The 16,018-nt window shown below is 65.4% G+C and carries 12 protein-coding genes and 1 pseudogene; 10 read left to right on the forward strand and 3 right to left on the reverse strand.

Going from position 1 to position 16,018, the window contains the following annotated elements:
* Positions 1 to 138: 138 nt before the first annotated feature.
* The 3 genes from WHZ77_RS27710 to WHZ77_RS27720 all read left to right on the forward strand — a co-directional run bounded on the left by WHZ77_RS27710 (position 139) and on the right by WHZ77_RS27720 (position 3,833).
* Positions 139 to 1,608, forward strand: a complete 1,470-nt coding sequence (locus WHZ77_RS27710; protein ID WP_375310861.1) for a YcjX family protein — start codon at positions 139 to 141, stop codon at positions 1,606 to 1,608.
* Complete coding sequence (locus WHZ77_RS27715) at positions 1,605 to 2,633, forward strand: YcjF family protein (RefSeq protein ID WP_375310862.1); 1,029 nt, start codon at positions 1,605 to 1,607, stop codon at positions 2,631 to 2,633. The genes WHZ77_RS27710 and WHZ77_RS27715 overlap by 4 nt, the downstream gene beginning before the upstream one ends.
* A 117-nt stretch (positions 2,634 to 2,750) precedes the next feature.
* Positions 2,751 to 3,833, forward strand: coding sequence for an ISAs1 family transposase (locus WHZ77_RS27720; protein WP_375312099.1), 1,083 nt, complete (start codon positions 2,751 to 2,753; stop codon positions 3,831 to 3,833).
* A gap of 156 nt (positions 3,834 to 3,989) precedes the next feature.
* Here the strand turns inward: WHZ77_RS27720 and WHZ77_RS27725 are convergent.
* Positions 3,990 to 5,498 (reverse strand): annotated as a pseudogene (locus tag WHZ77_RS27725) (glycosyltransferase family 39 protein); the annotation flags it as partial.
* 361 nt (positions 5,499 to 5,859) lie between these two features.
* Here WHZ77_RS27725 and WHZ77_RS27730 point away from each other — a divergent pair.
* The 4 genes from WHZ77_RS27730 to WHZ77_RS27745 all read left to right on the forward strand — a co-directional run bounded on the left by WHZ77_RS27730 (position 5,860) and on the right by WHZ77_RS27745 (position 9,860).
* Complete coding sequence (locus WHZ77_RS27730) at positions 5,860 to 7,596, forward strand: adenylate/guanylate cyclase domain-containing protein (protein WP_375310863.1); 1,737 nt, start codon at positions 5,860 to 5,862, stop codon at positions 7,594 to 7,596.
* Between the two features lie 334 nt (positions 7,597 to 7,930).
* On the forward strand, positions 7,931 to 9,130 hold the full coding sequence (locus WHZ77_RS27735) for a molybdopterin-dependent oxidoreductase (protein ID WP_375310864.1): 1,200 nt from the start codon (positions 7,931 to 7,933) through the stop codon (positions 9,128 to 9,130).
* Between the two features lie 12 nt (positions 9,131 to 9,142).
* Entirely contained in the window at positions 9,143 to 9,451 is a 309-nt protein-coding gene (locus WHZ77_RS27740; protein WP_375310865.1) for a cytochrome c, read from the forward strand.
* 208 nt (positions 9,452 to 9,659) lie between these two features.
* The gene (locus WHZ77_RS27745) at positions 9,660 to 9,860 is read left to right on the forward strand and encodes a cold-shock protein (protein ID WP_008134691.1); all 201 of its coding nucleotides are present in this window, start codon (positions 9,660 to 9,662) and stop codon (positions 9,858 to 9,860) included.
* 170 nt (positions 9,861 to 10,030) lie between these two features.
* On the opposite strand, the gene WHZ77_RS27750 is transcribed toward WHZ77_RS27745, so the two are convergent.
* Positions 10,031 to 10,492 carry an Lrp/AsnC ligand binding domain-containing protein gene (locus WHZ77_RS27750; protein WP_151643884.1) on the reverse strand — a complete coding sequence of 154 codons (462 nt, stop codon included), beginning with the start codon at positions 10,490 to 10,492 and terminating at the stop codon, positions 10,031 to 10,033.
* A 114-nt stretch (positions 10,493 to 10,606) separates the two neighbouring features.
* Between WHZ77_RS27750 and putA the strand changes: the two genes are divergently transcribed.
* From putA to WHZ77_RS27765, 3 genes are all read left to right on the forward strand, one after another.
* Complete coding sequence (gene putA, locus WHZ77_RS27755) at positions 10,607 to 13,603, forward strand: bifunctional proline dehydrogenase/L-glutamate gamma-semialdehyde dehydrogenase PutA (protein ID WP_375310866.1); 2,997 nt, start codon at positions 10,607 to 10,609, stop codon at positions 13,601 to 13,603.
* 116 nt (positions 13,604 to 13,719) lie between these two features.
* Complete coding sequence (locus WHZ77_RS27760) at positions 13,720 to 14,925, forward strand: CaiB/BaiF CoA transferase family protein (RefSeq protein WP_375310867.1); 1,206 nt, start codon at positions 13,720 to 13,722, stop codon at positions 14,923 to 14,925.
* A gap of 261 nt (positions 14,926 to 15,186) precedes the next feature.
* Entirely contained in the window at positions 15,187 to 15,834 is a 648-nt protein-coding gene (locus WHZ77_RS27765; protein WP_375310868.1) for a glutathione S-transferase family protein, read from the forward strand.
* Between the two features lie 5 nt (positions 15,835 to 15,839).
* On the opposite strand, the gene WHZ77_RS27770 is transcribed toward WHZ77_RS27765, so the two are convergent.
* A complete protein-coding gene (locus WHZ77_RS27770; RefSeq protein WP_375310869.1) occupies positions 15,840 to 16,004 on the reverse strand; it encodes a hypothetical protein in 165 nt (54 codons plus the stop codon).
* Positions 16,005 to 16,018 lie beyond the last annotated feature (14 nt).

Genomic DNA, 16,018 nt, shown 5'->3' on the forward strand with positions numbered 1-16,018 from the left:
GTCTTTTGGCACCCGCGCGTCGTTCAATCGGCTGATTGCAGACAATGGCGGTGGAAGTATGAAGCTTGATTTTCCCAATGCAATTGCCACTTTTGTGAACAGTCTCACAGTTCCCCGCCCGGGATTTCCAGCGTTCATATGGCATTTACCTTTCAGGATATGGTCGAGGAAGCACGCCTGTCGGCCCGGGCGCTGATCGACTATGGCGAGCATTTCTTCAATCCCACGGTGCGGCTCGGCGTCACCGGTCTGTCGCGGGCCGGTAAAACCGTGTTCATCACCGCGCTGATCCACGGTCTGACCCGCGGCGGCCGGTTTCCGGTGTTCGAGGCCTATGCTTCGGGCCGGATCGCGCGGGCCAATCTGGCGCCACAGCCCGACGATGCCGTGCCGCGCTTCGCCTATGAAAGCCATCTGCACGCACTGATCGAGGAACGGCACTGGCCGAGCTCGACCGTCGACATCAGCGAGTTGCGCCTCGTGATCGACTACCAGCGCCCGAACGGCGCCGACCGCACCCTGACGCTCGACATCGTCGACTATCCCGGCGAATGGCTGCTCGACCTGCCCCTGCTCCAGAAGAGCTTTGAGCAATGGTCCACTGAGAGCCTGGCGCTGTCGCGCGAGGCGCCGCGCGCGCACGTCGCCGCCGAATGGCACGCGCATCTTGCAACGCTCAAGCCCGAGGCACGCGAGGACGAGCAGGCCACGCTCACAGCGGCAAAGCTGTTCACCGATTATCTGCGCGCCTGCCGCGACGAGCGCTTCGCGATGAGCCTGCTGCCGCCCGGCCGCTTCCTGATGCCCGGCAATCTCGCAGGCTCGCCGGCGCTGACCTTCGCGCCACTCGACGTCCCGATCGACGGGCAGGCGCCGGAAGGCTCGCTGTGGGCGATGATGGTGCGCCGCTACGAGGCTTACAAGGACGTCGTGGTGCGGCCGTTCTTCCGTGATCACTTCGCGCGGCTGGATCGCCAGATCGTGCTGGCCGATGCGCTCGCCGCGTTCAACGCGGGACCCGAGGCGCTGCACGATCTCGAAGCCGCGCTTGCCGGCATTCTCGACTGCTTCAACATCGGCCGCAGCACGATCCTCTCCAGCCTGTTCCGCCCGCGCATCGACCGCATCCTGTTCGCGGCGACCAAGGCGGATCATCTGCATCATTCCAGCCACGACCGGCTCGAAGCCGTGCTGCGGCGCGCGGTCAGCCGCGCCGTGGCGCGCGCGGAAGATACCGGCGCGGCGATCGACGTCGTGGCGCTCGCCGCCGTGCGCGCCACGCGCGAAGCGCAGGTCGCGCATGGCCGCGACAAATTGCCGTCGATCCTGGGAACGCCGGCCGCGGGCGAAAGCACCGGCGGCGAGTTTTTCGACGGCAACACGGAGGTCGCGACCTTTCCGGGCGATCTGCCGCTGGATCCCGAGGGGCTGTTCAACGGCACCGATGCGTTCCGCGGTCTGTCGACGGAAACCGCCGGGACAAGCGACTTCCGCTTCCTGCGCTTCCGTCCGCCCAAGCTCGAACGCGTGGGCGCGGACGAACCGACGCTGCCTCACATCCGCCTCGACCGGGCCTTGCAGTTCCTGATCGGAGACAAGCTGTCATGAACGACCGATCCAAGCCACGGCGCCCGGCGACGTTCCGGCTCGACGATCCCGGCGTCGTCGTCACCGAGGCCGACGAAGCGGCGCGACTTGGCCGCACCACGATCCAGATCACGCCGGAGCACGATCCTCAGGCGCTGCCGGTGCCGATCGAAGCCGCGCTGCCGGCGCGGCGCGGTTTTCCCTGGGGCGCACTGTTCTGGTCCGGGCTCGCCGGGCTGACGCTGCTCGGCACCGGGCTCGGCGTGGTCCATCTGATCGAGGATTTGTTCGCACGCAGCGAAACGCTCGGCTTCGTCGGCGTTGCCTTTGCGTTCGTCGCTGCACTTGCGCTCGCGGTCGTGATCGGGCGCGAGGCGTTCGGGCTCGCGCGCCTCGCGACCATCGAGAAGCTGCATGCGCGCGCGGCCGCGGTGCTTGCCAGCGACGACCGCAAGGAGAGTCGCGTCATCGTGCAGGACCTGCTCAAGCTCGCGCACCAGAACCCGCAGCTAGCGCGCGCCCGCGCCACGCTGGAGAGCCATACCGGCGAGATCATCGACGGCGCCGACATGATCCGGCTCGCCGAACGCGAATTGATGTCACCGCTGGATGCGGAGGCGCGTCGGCTAGTGTCGTCAGCCGCGCAGAAAGTCTCGATCGTCACGGCCGTGAGCCCGCGCGCGGCGATCGACGTGATGTTCGTGTTCGTCGCCGCGCTGCGGCTGATCCGCCAGCTCGCCTATCTCTATGGCGGCCGCCCCGGCGCGCTCGGCATGATCCGCCTGCTCCGCCACGTCATCGCCCATCTCGCCATCACCGGCGGCATGGCCGCGAGCGACAGCCTGGTACAGCAGATGCTCGGCCACGGCATCGCGGCGAAGCTATCGCAGCGGCTTGGAGAAGGGATACTCAACGGACTGCTGACGGCGCGGCTGGGCCTGGCCGCGATCGACGTCACAAGGCCGCTGCCATTTGCGGCGCTGCCGCCGCCGAAGCTGTCGGATCTGGCGACGGATCTGTTGCGGAAGAAAGACGACGAGGAGTAAGCGGCTCGCTTACCCTCCCCTGGAGGGTAGGGGAATCGCATATGACGCTAACGGCGTGTTGCAAAGGGGTTGGAACTGGATTCTTTGGGTGTCTCTCGCTTCCCGAGGGAGACCGGAATGCGCAAACTCAGGCGCCTGCTTCGACCGCTTAAGGATCCTCGCGCCGACAACACACGGCACGATCTGGCCGAGATTCTCATCATCGCTTTGGCGGCAACGCTGGCTGGCGCCAAGACCTGTACCGAGTTCGAGTTCTTCGGCAGAGGCCGAGAGGAGCTGTTGCGAGGGTTCCTGGAGCTTCGACACGGCATTCCCAGCCACGATACGTTCAGCACGGTTTTCCGCGCGCTGGACCCGAAGGGGCTGGAAGCGGTTTTGCGTAAGTTCAGCAAGGGCTTCGGCATCAAGGGCGTGGTCAGTATTGACGGGAAGGCCTTGCGAGGAGCCTTCACACGTGGCCGGCGGGCCATGCCGCTGCATATGGTCAATGTCTGGGCGGCAGGCACACGCATGGCGCTGGCTCAGAGCAAGGCCCCCAATCGCAACGAGGTTGCCGGCGTTCTCAAAGTCCTCGCTCTGCTCGATCTGGACGGCGCTCTTGTCACCGCCGACGCCTTGCATTGCCGGCCCGACACGGCGCAGGCCATACGCAAGCGGAAGGGCCACTACGTGTTGGCCATCAAGAGCAATCGCGGTCGGCTCTTCAAAGCCGCGAAGGCGCTCATCGACACCGCCCGAAAGCCCACGCGAGCGAGCCAGCGGAGGACATCCGCCCACGGCCGCACGGAGCGCCGGCAGGCCATCGTTACCCCGGCACCGCAATTGGCGGAGCAATTCGGCTTCCCCGCCATCGCCGCCGTTGGCCGCATCGACAGTTGGAGAGCCAATACCGGCAAAGCCGCCAAGCACACGGCACGATACTTTCTGGCATCGCGTCCGCTCCCGGCCAAGAAGCTGCTTGAGGTCGTGCGCGCCCATTGGGGCATCGAGAACAACTTGCACTGGGTTCTCGACGTTCTGTTCGATGAGGACGCATGCCGTAGCCGCAAGGGCCATGCTGCCGAGAACCTCGCAGCTATCCGCAAACTCGCCATCAACACATTGCAGGCGACACCAGGCCCTGTGCGCACAAGCCACAAAATGCTCGAAGCCAGATGGAATAACGATTTCCTTCTCCGCGCCCTTACCCATATGCGATAGCCCTACCCTGGAGGGGGAGGGGCGCTGCGCATGGAGCGAAGCGCAATGCGTAGCGGGGTGGGGTGACGGTCTCTCCACCTCCAACACTGCCCGCGTGGAAGGATCACCCCACCCCGCTCGCGCTTCGCGCGATCGACCCTCCCCCTCCAGGGGAGGGTAAGCCCCCGCCAGCACCCTCCACCAAAACAGCGGCGAATCCTTCGGCGGTGACAGCTCCGGGGTCCAGCCGCTCAGTTTTTCGATCGCATACGTGTCGATCACGAGGCCGCGCCAGCGGCGCTCGACCTGGCCCAGCTGCTCGCGCTTAGCAGGGATCGCGTCCCACACCGGGGCGCGATTGTCCGGCTCGCGGCCGACATAGATGCCGGCGCGGCCCCTGATCCGGTCCAGGCCGGGATCGCGGAAATCCTGGAAGCGGCCGCGCTCGTTGATCTCGATCACGGGAACGCGGCCCCGGAACAGCCAGCGCATCATCGCAAAGGTGCGGTAGTCCGTGGTGGCGATCCAGGTCGCGCCGGTCTCGTCGAGCGCGGCCTGCGCGCGCGCCGCGACCTGCTCGTAGCCGGCCTCGGCGCCGATCGGATCGATCTTGCCGAGCAAATTCCATGGCGCGGCGACGTAGTAGAGGAACACGATGACGACGAACGCGATGCCCGAGACGACCGCCGTGTTGAGCCAGAACAGGCTCGACCGGATCAACCGCGCCGACCGCTTTTCACGCGACAGCATCACGAGGTTCACCGCGGCCGCGGCGAAGCCGACCGGCCACATGAACATCGGCCAGGTGTCGCCGACCCTCAGCGTCGTCGATTTGGCAAGGAAATAGAGGAACGGCACCAGCACCGCGGTCGACAGCAGGATTGCGACCGGCTCGCGTGTGCGATAGCCGCGCCATGCCGTCGTCACCAGCCCGGTCAACACCACCGGCAGCATCACGAAGCCGACCAGGCCGAATTGCAGGCCGATGTAATCGCCGATCGTCCGCAGCGAGATGCCGTAATTGGCGGTGGCGCGCACGCCCTGGAAACGGAACGAGGCCCAGTCGTGCTGCGCGTTCCAGATCAGCACCGGCGAGAACACCGCGATGGCGACCAGGACCGCGAGGTAAGGATAGGGGCTGCGCAGCCAGCGCCAGCGCCAATCCGGCACCAGCAGGAAGGCGGCGACCGCCGGCGCGAACATGATCGCGGTGAATTTCGACAGCATCGACAGGCCCGCGAACAATCCGGCCGCCAGCCACCAGCGGCCGTCGCCACTCTGCGCCAGCCGGACCAGCGACCACATCATCGCCATCGCAAACGGGATCATGGCGACGTCGGGCGCGACCTTGGCCATCAGCAGGCCGTAATAAAGCGCGGCCTCCGGCATCAGCACCGCGAACATGATCGCGCGCGCATCATGGGTGAGGCGGCGGACGATGTCGGCGAGCAACAGTTGCGTCACCAGCATCGCGACGATGCCTCCAAAGCGCACACCGAGCGTGGTGTCGCCGAAGATCGCGGTGCCCACGCGGATGAACCAGGCGATCATGGGAGGATGATCGAGGAAGCCGAGCGCGGTCTCTTTCGACCAGGTCCAGTAATAGGCCTCGTCGGTGCGCAGCTCGATCGCGGAGGCGTAGACGATGCGGAGCACGGTCATCGCCACGATCACGAGCACGGCCATGACGAGGAGACGGCGCGCGGCGCCGCCGGGGGGCGTGGTGATGTCGGAAGCTGTCGTCACGGCCGCGCTTTTCGCCAACCTGGGAGGGGGAGTCAATGCGGGCCACTATCGTCCCGGGGCGCGACGTAGTCGCGAGCCCGGGACCCATAACCACAGGGCGAGGTTATATTACAAGCTGGTAACGACGAGTCGTCGTCAAACTCCTCCCTGTGGCTATGGATCCCGGATCTGCGCGCGCCTAAGGGCGCGCTTGTCCGGGATGACAGCGGGGCTTTGCGCGCTTGTGATCGCGCTGGCATGCGCCCCCGGGAATGAAACGCCGGGCTGGCTGTTCTCCTTCATGAACTGATACAACCGAATCATGGCCACCACCGCTCCTGCACGATTGTCCGAACTCCTCCGTGCGACCAGCGCGCGCCAGGTGCGGCTGGTCTGCGGGATCATCCTGTTCTCCTACGTGGTCAGCCATTTCATCAACCATGCGCTCGGCAATATCTCGATCGATGCCATGGAGGTCGGGGTCGTCTACCATACCCTGTTCTGGCAGTTCCTCCCCGTAGCGCTCGTGTTCTACACCGCCGCGCTCACCCATATGGGTCTGGGCATCTACGCGCTGTATCAGCGCCGGCAGTTCCGCTGGCGGACGATCGAGCCGCTCCAGCTCGTGCTGGGGCTGAGCATACCCGCCCTCGTCGTGGCGCATGTGATCGGGGTGCGGCTCGGTCAGACGCTGTACGGACACGAGAAGCTTTATCCGCAGGAGCTTTATCTCTTCTTCGTCGCGGCGCCCGGCCGGCTCTGGCTGATGACGACCCTGCTCATCATCGCCTGGATCCATGGCTGCATCGGCATCTATTTCTGGCTTCGCCTGAAACCGTTGTTCGCCCGCGCTGCGCCCTACCTGCTGGCGGCGGCCGTGCTGATCCCGACGCTGGCGCTGCTCGGCATCTACCAGGGCGGCCGCAGCATCGCGATCGAAGCCGACGATGGGGAGTGGCGCACGCACAATCTGACCCGCCGCCAGGTCGGAACGGTCGCCGAGGCCGACACGCTCGACCGCATCTCCGGCGGTCTCACCATCGGCTATCTCGGCCTGCTCGTCCTCGCGCTCGCGGCGCGCGGCGTGCGCGCCTTGCGCGAACGCCGCGGCGGCATGATCGCGCTGTCCTACGGCAACGGCAAGACGGTGCGCGTGCCCAAGGGCCTCTCCGTGCTGGAAGCAAGCCTGCGCCACAATCTGCCGCATGCCAGCGTCTGCGGCGGCCGCGCCCGCTGCTCGACCTGCCGTATCCGCATCATCGGCGATCATGCCGCCCTGCCCGAGCCGTCACAGCGCGAAGCTTTCGTGCTCGCGCGGGTCGGCACCGCCGATCCCTCGATCCGGCTCGCCTGCCAGCTGCGGCCGGAGACCGACCTCTCCTTCTTCCAGCTCTTCATGCCGCACGCATTGTCGGCCAACGCGCATGCTTCGGCGCCCACCAGAATCGGCCAGGAGCGCTATCTCGTCAGCCTGTTCGTGGACATGCGCGGCTCGACGCAGCTCGCCGAGAAGCGGCTGCCGTTCGACACGGTCTTCATCGTCAACCGCTTCCTCGGCGCGGTGTCGCAGGCGGTGATCGAAAATGGCGGTCAGCCGAACCAGTTCGTCGGCGACGGCATGCTGGCGCTGTTCGGGCTGTCGGCCGATCCGCAGGAAGCCTGCCGGCAGGCGCTGAAGGCGGCCAGCGGCATCGCAGCGAACATCGACGAGTTGAACCAGCTCCTGAGCCATGATCTGCACCAGCCGATCCGTTTCGGCATTGGCATTCACGGCGGCGAAGTCATCATCGGCGACATCGGCTATCGCGATCACATCGTCTTCACCGCGCTCGGCGATGCCGTCAACGTCGCCGCCCGCCTCCAGGACATGACCAAGACGCTGGCCTGTGAAGCCATCGTCTCGGACGAGGTCCGCCGCACCGCCGGCCTTGCGGACGATTCGCTGCCGCAGCAGGACGTCGCGATCCGCGGCCGCGACGAACCGATGGCCGTGCGGTTGGTTGCGGATGCGAGAGAGTTGTCGGCGCTGGTCGATCGCGGCGCGCGCGTTGCCGCGTGATTCTTCACCTCGCCCCGCTTGCGGGGAGAGGTCGGATTGCATCGCAGATGCAATCCGGGTGAGGGGGACTCTCCGCGAGTCTAACTCTCACCTCCCTCGCGGAGACTCCCCCTCACCCCAGCCCTCTCCCCGCAGGCGGGGCGAGGGGGCGCACCGCTTGCGCGTCTGCGACTCGACTCCATTGCATGACAACCGTAACACCGGCTTGTTGCAACGCAGCGGCATGGGGCTGCTGCGAAAGCACGAATTGACTTCATCCTGATCATTGCGACAGATGAGCGCAGGATTGCGGTGATGACCGCGATCCAACGAAAAGCTCCGGGAGGAGACCAGAATGTTCGATCGACGCGACCTGCTCAAAGGAGCGGGGCTTGCCGCGCTTGCGGCCACACTGAATTCCACCAAAGCGCTGGCACTCGACACCGTCACGCTCCCGTTCGCCAATGGCGAGCGGCCGCTGGTGAAATATCCGCAGAAGCGACCGATGATCGGCCTGACCAGCCGCCCGCCGCAGCTCGAGACGCCGTTCGCGGTGTTCAACGACGGCCCGATCACGCCGAACAACGCGTTCTTCGTGCGCTATCACCTCTCCGACCTGCCCTACAATCTCGACCCCGACACGTTCACGCTTCAAGTCAAGGGCAAGGTCGACAGGCCGCTGAAGCTGTCGCTGAAGGACATCCGGAAGATGAAGGCGACGGAGATCGTCGCCGTCAACCAGTGCTCCGGCAACAGCCGCGGCTTCGTCGAGCCGCGCGTCGCCGGCGGTCAGCTCGCCAATGGTGCAATGGGCAATGCGCGCTGGCGCGGCGTGCCGCTCAAGGCGGTGCTGGAGATGGCGGGCGTGCAGAGCGGCGCCAAACAGGTCACCTTCAACGGCATGGACGGCCCGGTCAGCGACAAGACGCCTGATTTCGTCAAGGCGCTCGATCTCGATCACGCCACCGACGGTGAGGTCATGCTGGCCTATGGCATGAACGGCGAGGATTTGCCGTTCCTCAACGGCTTCCCGCTGCGCCTGATCGTGCCCGGCTATTACGGCACCTACTGGGTCAAGCACCTCAACGAGATTACCGTCGTAGACAACGTCTTCGACGGTTTCTGGATGAAATCAGCCTATCGCATTCCGGACACGCCGAACAATGCGATCGAGCCCGGCACGGCGCCAAAGGCGACCATCCCGATCAATCGCTTCACCATCCGCTCCTTCATCACCAACCTCAGTGACGGCACCAAGCTGAAGGCGGGACGCACGACGCTACGCGGCATCGCCTTCGACGGCGGCAAGGGCATCAGGGATGTCGCGGTCTCCACCGACGGCGGCAAGACCTGGACCAGCGCCAGGCTCGGCAAGGACCTCGGCAAATACTCGTTCCGCGAATGGAAGCTGCCGGTGAAGCTCGCTGCCGGCGCCTACGAGCTCAAGGTCCGCGCCACCGGCAATGGCGGCGAGACGCAGCCGGATACGCCGCGCTGGAATCCCGCGGGTTATTTACGCAACGTCGTCGAAACCGTCCGCGTCAGCGTGGCCTGAAGGAGAATGATCATGCAGCGCACCGTTCTCCTCGCGATCTCACTCGCCTTCGCCGCCGTCGTGGGTTCGGCACTTGCCGCACCGGTCAATTACAAGACACCCGACGAGGTCGCCGCCTTCAAGCCCGGCCCCAATCTCGAAATCGTGCAGGGCAATTGCGCCGCATGCCACTCGGCCGACTACATCGCGACGCAGCCGCCGATGAAAGACAGGAAAGGCTTCTGGCAAGCCGAGGTGACCAAGATGATCAAGGTCTATGGCGCGCCGATCGACGATGCCGATGTCGGCAAGATCGTCGATTATCTGGCCGCGACGTATTAACGGCTGGCTTGCGGCGCGCGGGCCGATTGACCGCGAAACGGGCAAAATAGGCAAAAACGCCGCGAAGTTGAGCGGAATTCGGCGAAAGCCCAATGTGGTTTGATCTATGAAGCCCGCAACATTCCGCGTATCTTATTAGGACCGAACCGGCCGGTTGGCGGGGACTGGCGGTTCGAGATCTCGGAGGAAGACCCGCGGAGAAGTCGTGATGGCTAAAGGTACGGTCAAGTGGTTCAACCCGACGAAGGGTTATGGATTTATCCAGCCTGCGTCGGGCGGCAAGGATGTGTTCGTGCATATCTCGGCAGTGCAGAAAGCCGGCCTGTCCTCGCTCAACGAAGGACAGACGGTGGAATACGAAGAGATCGCAAACCGGGGCAAGACCTCCGCAGAGAACCTCAAAGTATAAGCCCGGCAGCCTATGCTGCCTCCCGCATTGAACCGGGAGCGGGCCAAGAAAATTTCAGAAGACGGCCAGTGCATTCGACGACGGGCGTTGCGACTGCACGAGGATAGCTATTTTGCCTTTGAAGACCGCTCGTTCAACGCCGCAGCAATGACAATCGCGACAGCATTTCGTTACTCCACCGGCAACGGTGCGTCGCGCTTGATCTCTTCCATCACCGCATAGGTCCGCGTCTCGCGCACCCCTGGCATCGACAGCAGGGTCTCGCCGAGAAAGCGTCGATAGGCGGTCATGTCCGCAAGCCGCGCCTTCACAAGATAGTCGAAGCCGCCTGCAACCATGTGACATTCCAGCACCTCGGGCGCGAGTTTCACCGCGCGGGCGAACCGGTCGAAATTGTCGGGCGTGGTCTTGTCGAGCAGCACCTCGACGAACACGAGCAAGCCGAGGCCGAGCCGGTGCGGATTGAGCCGCGCCCCATAACCCTCGACAAAGCCCTCACGCTGCAGGCGCTTCAGCCGCTCGCCGATCGACGTCGGCGACAGCCCGATGCGCTCGGCGAGCTCGACATTGGCGATTCGCCCGTCCTGCTGCAAAATCGCGAGGATCTTGCGGTCGGTTCGATCAAGTTCCATATTTTCTACAGTCAATTATTAGTTTGCCTTAATTTCCTAAGGCAAACTCCCTAATTTGTCTATCGAACTACGGTCAAGCCGGCTTTATCCTGAACTTGGACGACAGGACACGCCATGCCGAACATCCCGCCTCCCTTCACCGCCCCGTACGCCCCCGATGACGCCGAGATCGCCGCGCGCCTCTTGCCGGCGTCGCATCTCAGCCCGCCGCAGGAGGCGCGGATCGACCGCACCGCGACGCGGCTGATCGAGGCGATCCGCAAGCGCGACGACCGGCTTGGCGGGGTCGAGGACATGCTGCGGGAGTTCGCACTCTCGACCAAGGAGGGCCTCGCCCTGATGGTGCTGGCGGAGGCGCTGCTGCGCGTGCCCGACGCGCGCACCGCCGATCAGTTCATCGAGGACAAGCTCGGCGAGGGCGATTTCATCCACCACGAGACCAGGTCCACCGCCTTCCTGGTCAACGCCTCGGCCTGGGCGCTCGGCCTGTCGGCGCGGGTGATCCAGCCGGGCGAGACGCCGGACGGCACCATCGGCCGGCTGGTGAAGCGGCTGGGCGCACCGGCGGTGCGCACCGCGACGCGCCAGGCGATGCGGCTGATGGGCAATCATTTCGTGCTGGGCGAGACCATCGCGCAGGCACTGGAGCGGGGCCGGCCGCGCTCCGGCCAGTCGCGCTACTCCTTCGACATGCTCGGCGAAGGCGCACGCACGGCGGCAGACGCCACGCGCTATTTCGACGCCTATGCGAGCGCGATTCAGACCATCGGCAAGGCCGCGGGCAGCCAGCCCCTGCCCGACCGGCCCGGTATTTCCGTCAAGCTCTCGGCGCTGCATCCGCGCTTCGAGGCGATCAGCCACGCCCGCGTGATGCGCGAGCTGGTGCCGCAACTGCTGGACCTCGCGCAGCGCGCCAAGGCGCATGACCTGAATTTCACCATCGATGCCGAGGAAGCCGACCGGCTGGAGCTGTCGCTCGACGTGATCGGGGCAACGCTCGCCGATTCCTCGCTCAGCGGTTGGGACGGATTTGGCCTGGCGATCCAGGCCTATCAGAAGCGCGCCAGCGCCGTGATCGACTATGTCGATGCGCTCGCCCGCGCCCACGATCGCAAGCTCATGGTGCGGCTGGTCAAGGGCGCCTATTGGGACACCGAGATCAAGCGCGCGCAGGAGCGCGGGCTCGACGGCTATCCCGTGTTCACGCGCAAGGCGATGACGGATCTGAACTACGTCGGCTGCGCTGCGAAGCTGCTCGCCCTGCGGCCGCGCATCTTCCCGCAATTCGCCACCCACAACGCGCTGACGGTCGCGACCGTACTGGAACTCGCCGGGGACATTGGCTGCTTCGAATTCCAGCGCCTGCACGGCATGGGCGAAGCGCTCTACGAGCAGCTTGCCAAGGATCACCCTGATATTGCCTACCGCACTTATGCGCCGGTCGGCAGCCATCGCGACCTGCTCGCCTATCTGGTGCGGCGGCTCTTGGAGAACGGCGCCAACTCCTCCTTTGTGGCGCAGGCCGCCGATGAACGCGTGCCTGTACCGGCGCTGTTGCAGCGTCCCGCGGATGCCATCGTCCAGCCGCAAGCGGCAACGCATCCGAAAATTCCATTGCCGGCCGATCTGTTCGCGCCAGAGCGGCGCAATTCGCGCGGCGTCGAGTTCGGCGCGCGCGCCGCGCTCGACCAGTTGCTGACGGAAGTCAAGGCGGAGACGGCCGACCTCAAGCCGATCGCCGATGTAACGCCGGATCAGGCCAACGCAGCGGTGACTGCTGCGCGCGCGGGCTTTGCCGCCTGGAGCCGGACGCCGGCGGGCGCGCGCGCGGCCGCGCTGGAGCAGGCTGCGCATTTGCTGGAGAGCCGCGGCGCGCATTTCATCGCGCTGCTGCAAGCCGAAGGCGGCAAGACGCTCGACGACGCGCTCTCGGAGCTGCGCGAGGCCGTCGATTTCTGCCGCTACTATGCCGCGCGGGGCCGCAAGCTGTTCGGCAGCGAGACGGCGATGCCGGGCCCGACCGGCGAAAGCAATGCGCTCGCCTTGCGCGGCCGCGGCGTCTTCGTGGCGATCTCGCCGTGGAATTTCCCGCTGGCGATCTTCCTCGGGCAGGTCACAGCGGCGCTGATGGCCGGCAACAGCGTCGTGGCAAAACCCGCCGAGCAGACCCCGCGCATCGCGCGCGAGGCCGTCGCCCTGCTGCACGAGGCCGGCATCCCCACGAGCGCGCTGCATCTCGTCACCGGCGACGGCCGCATCGGCGCTGGCTTGACCGCGCATGCCGACATCGCCGGCGTCGTCTTCACCGGCTCGACCGAGGTGGCGCGCGCCATCAACCGGACGCTCGCCGCCAAGGACGGACCGATCGTGCCGCTGATCGCGGAGACCGGCGGCATCAACGCCATGATCGCGGATGCCACAGCGCTGCCCGAGCAGGTCGCCGACGACGTCGTCACATCGGCGTTCCGCTCGGCCGGCCAGCGCTGCTCGGCGCTGCGGCTGCTGTTCGTGCAGGAAGATGTCGCCGACCGCATGATCGAGATGATCGCCGGCGCTGCGCGCGAACTCAGGATTGGCGATCCCGGCCATGTCGCAACCCATGTCGGCCCGGTGATCGACATGGAAGCCAAGCAGCGGCTTGATGCGCATATCGCGCGAATGACGGCCGAGGCGAAGCTGCACTTTGCCGGCACCGCGCCGGAAGGCTGCTTCGTCGCGCCGCACATCTTCGAACTCAAGGACGCCGGCCAGCTGACCGAGGAAGTCTTTGGCCCGATCCTGCATGTCGTGCGCTACCGCGCCGAAAATCTCGAGCGCGTCCTGACCGCGATCGAGCGCACCGGCTACGGGCTCACGCTCGGCATCCACTCCCGCATCGACGACACGGTCGAGGCGATCATCGACCGGGTCCAGGTCGGCAACATCTATGTCAACCGCAACATGATCGGCGCTGTGGTCGGCGTGCAGCCATTCGGCGGCAACGGCCTGTCGGGAACCGGCCCCAAGGCCGGCGGACCGCACTATCTATCGCGCTTCGCCACGGAACAGACCGTGACGATCAACACCGCAGCCGCCGGCGGCAACGCCGCTCTGCTTGCGGGGGAGGCGTGAAGCCCTGCGCCTGACGCCGTTGCATCCCGGCAAAACATCGGTCTAATGCTGCCATGATCTGGCCCGCGCCAATTCCAGCGCGCGGGAAACAACAAGAGCGAGGGAGCTACGCCGCGATGGAAAAGGGCATTTTTGCAGGCCTGAAGGTTCTGGACTGCGCGAGCTTCATCGCTGCGCCCGCGGCCGCGACCGTGCTGTCGGATTTCGGCGCCGATGTCGTCAAGATCGAGCCGCCCGGCGCCGGCGATCCCTACCGCAATCTGCCCAACATTCCAGGCTATCCGAGCAGCGAGCACAATTTCGCCTGGCTGCTGGAGGCCCGCAACAAGAAGAGCATCGCGCTCGACCTCGCGAAGCCCGAGGCGCAGGCCGTGCTCTACAAGCTGGTGGAAGAGGCCGACGTCTTCATCACCAACATGCCGCCGCCGGTGCGCGCCAAGCTCGGCATCACCTATGACCACCTCGCCCATCTCAACGACCGGCTGATCTACGCCTCCTTTACCGGCTACGGCGAAAAGGGCGAGGAGGCCAACAAGCCCGGCTTCGACAGCAACGCCTATTGGGCGCGCTCCGGCCTGATGGACCTCGTCCGCGCCGACACCCACACCACGCCGGCCCGCTCGGTTGCCGGCATGGGTGATCATCCCTGCGCCATGGCGTTCTACGGCGCCATCGTCACCGCGCTCTATCAGCGCGAGAAGACCGGCAAGGGCTCGCATGTTGCCTCCAATTTGATGGCGAACGGGGTGTGGGCCGCGAGCGTGCTGGCGCAGGCAAAGCTGTGTGGCGCCACGTTCGCCGAGCGGCGGCCTCGCGAGCGTGCGCTCAACGCGGTCGCCAACCACTATCAGTGCAAGGACGGCCGCTGGCTGATCCTGTCGCTGCTGAGCGAGGAGAAGCAGTTTCCCACGCTGGCCAGGTGCCTTGGCCGCGAAGACCTCATCACCGATCCCCGTTTCGCCACCAAAGCCGATCGTCACGCCCGCTCGGTCGAGCTGATCAAGATCTTCGACGAGACCTTTGCGACCAGGGATCTCGCCGAATGGCGCAAGATCCTCGACGGCAACGGCCTCGTGTTCGGCATCGTCGGCATTTTGGACGACATCCCGAACGACAAGCAGATGCTCGACAACGAGGTGCTGGTGCCGTTCGAGAACGACACCATGCTCACCATCTCCAGCCCGATCTGGATCGACGGCGCCAGGAAGGTCCAGCCGCGCAAGCCGCCCGCCGTCGGCGAGCACAGTGACGAGATTTTGCGCGGGGCGGGATACGACGAAGCCGCGATCAAGCAGCTGCGGGGTTCGGGGGCGGTTGGTTAGGAGCGCCTCACACTCCGCTGTCGTCCCGGGGCGCGCATAGCGCGAACCCGGGATCCATAACCACAGGGAGTGGTTGTAGGGCGCGACTGATAACTCCGAATCTTCGCCAAACGTCTCCCTGTGATTATGGGTCCCGGATCTTCGCTTCGCTCGCCCGGACGACGGCGGAGATGCATTGCTGGATTGCTTCGCTGCGCTCGCAATGACGGTGCCGAACGATCTCGCTATAACCTCACGACAACGCACGCCTCGTGAGGTCCCATGCCCAGCTACCGCCTGCACTACTTTCCCGAATCCGGCAACAGCTACAAGCTGGCGCTGATGCTGACGCTTTGCGGCGAGACGTTCGAACCGGTGTGGACCGATTTCGGCGGCGGCGTCACGCGCACGGCGGAGTGGCGCAAGGCCGTCAACGAGATGGGCGAAATTCCCGTGCTCGAGATCGACGGCGTGAAGATGACGCAGACCGCGCCACTTCTGCTGCAGCTTGCCGAGCAATATGGCCGCTTCGGCGCCGAGACGGTGGAGGAAAAATTCGAGCTGCTGCGCTGGCTGTTCTGGGACAACCACAAGCTCACCGGCTACATGGCGACGTACCGCTTCATGCGGGCCTTCACCGAGAAAAACGATCCGCAGGTGCTGAAGCATTTCCGCCGACGGCTCGAGGACTTCCTCGGCATTCTCGACGGACACCTCCAGCACAACGCCTTCGCGATCGGCGCGCGGCCGACGGTCGCCGACATCTCGATGATGGCCTATCTGCACTATCCGAGCGACGAGCACGGTTTTGATTTCGCGGCGAGTTATCCCGCCATCCACGCCTGGCTCGGTCGCATGGCCGCACTCCCCGGCTGGAAGCCGGCGTATGAGTTGCTGCCCGGCAAGCGGATGACGAATTACGCGAAGTGAAGGGGCTACCTCAACGCCAGCCAGCCGAGCGTGAACAAGATCCCGCCGACGATGACGACCGCTACGATGGCAGAGGCGCTGATGCGAACGCTGCCAGCGACCTGCTTGGCTTCCTCATTGCGCGCAATCTCGAGATTACGCTCCTTGTTGGCGTCGCTGGTATCCGTCATGGGTCATCCAAACC

This window comes from Bradyrhizobium sp. A5 (assembly GCF_042076515.1).
Classification (GTDB): domain Bacteria; phylum Pseudomonadota; class Alphaproteobacteria; order Rhizobiales; family Xanthobacteraceae; genus Bradyrhizobium; species Bradyrhizobium cosmicum.

What these genes read in the sequence shown, in the direction of transcription:
- WHZ77_RS27740 (WP_375310865.1), top strand. Translation starts at nt 9,143, where the DNA reads ATGCAGCGCACCGTTCTCCTCGCGATCTCACTCGCCTTCGCCGCCGTC.
- WHZ77_RS27745 (WP_008134691.1), top strand. Translation starts at nt 9,660, where the DNA reads ATGGCTAAAGGTACGGTCAAGTGGTTCAACCCGACGAAGGGTTATGGA.
- WHZ77_RS27765 (WP_375310868.1), top strand. Translation starts at nt 15,187, where the DNA reads ATGCCCAGCTACCGCCTGCACTACTTTCCCGAATCCGGCAACAGCTAC.
- WHZ77_RS27710 (WP_375310861.1), top strand. Translation starts at nt 139, where the DNA reads ATGGCATTTACCTTTCAGGATATGGTCGAGGAAGCACGCCTGTCGGCC.
- putA (WP_375310866.1), top strand. Translation starts at nt 10,607, where the DNA reads ATGCCGAACATCCCGCCTCCCTTCACCGCCCCGTACGCCCCCGATGAC.
- WHZ77_RS27720 (WP_375312099.1), top strand. Translation starts at nt 2,751, where the DNA reads ATGCGCAAACTCAGGCGCCTGCTTCGACCGCTTAAGGATCCTCGCGCC.
- WHZ77_RS27715 (WP_375310862.1), top strand. Translation starts at nt 1,605, where the DNA reads ATGAACGACCGATCCAAGCCACGGCGCCCGGCGACGTTCCGGCTCGAC.
- WHZ77_RS27730 (WP_375310863.1), top strand. Translation starts at nt 5,860, where the DNA reads ATGGCCACCACCGCTCCTGCACGATTGTCCGAACTCCTCCGTGCGACC.
- WHZ77_RS27760 (WP_375310867.1), top strand. Translation starts at nt 13,720, where the DNA reads ATGGAAAAGGGCATTTTTGCAGGCCTGAAGGTTCTGGACTGCGCGAGC.
- WHZ77_RS27770 (WP_375310869.1), bottom strand. Translation starts at nt 16,004, where the DNA reads ATGACGGATACCAGCGACGCCAACAAGGAGCGTAATCTCGAGATTGCG.
- WHZ77_RS27735 (WP_375310864.1), top strand. Translation starts at nt 7,931, where the DNA reads ATGTTCGATCGACGCGACCTGCTCAAAGGAGCGGGGCTTGCCGCGCTT.
- WHZ77_RS27750 (WP_151643884.1), bottom strand. Translation starts at nt 10,492, where the DNA reads ATGGAACTTGATCGAACCGACCGCAAGATCCTCGCGATTTTGCAGCAG.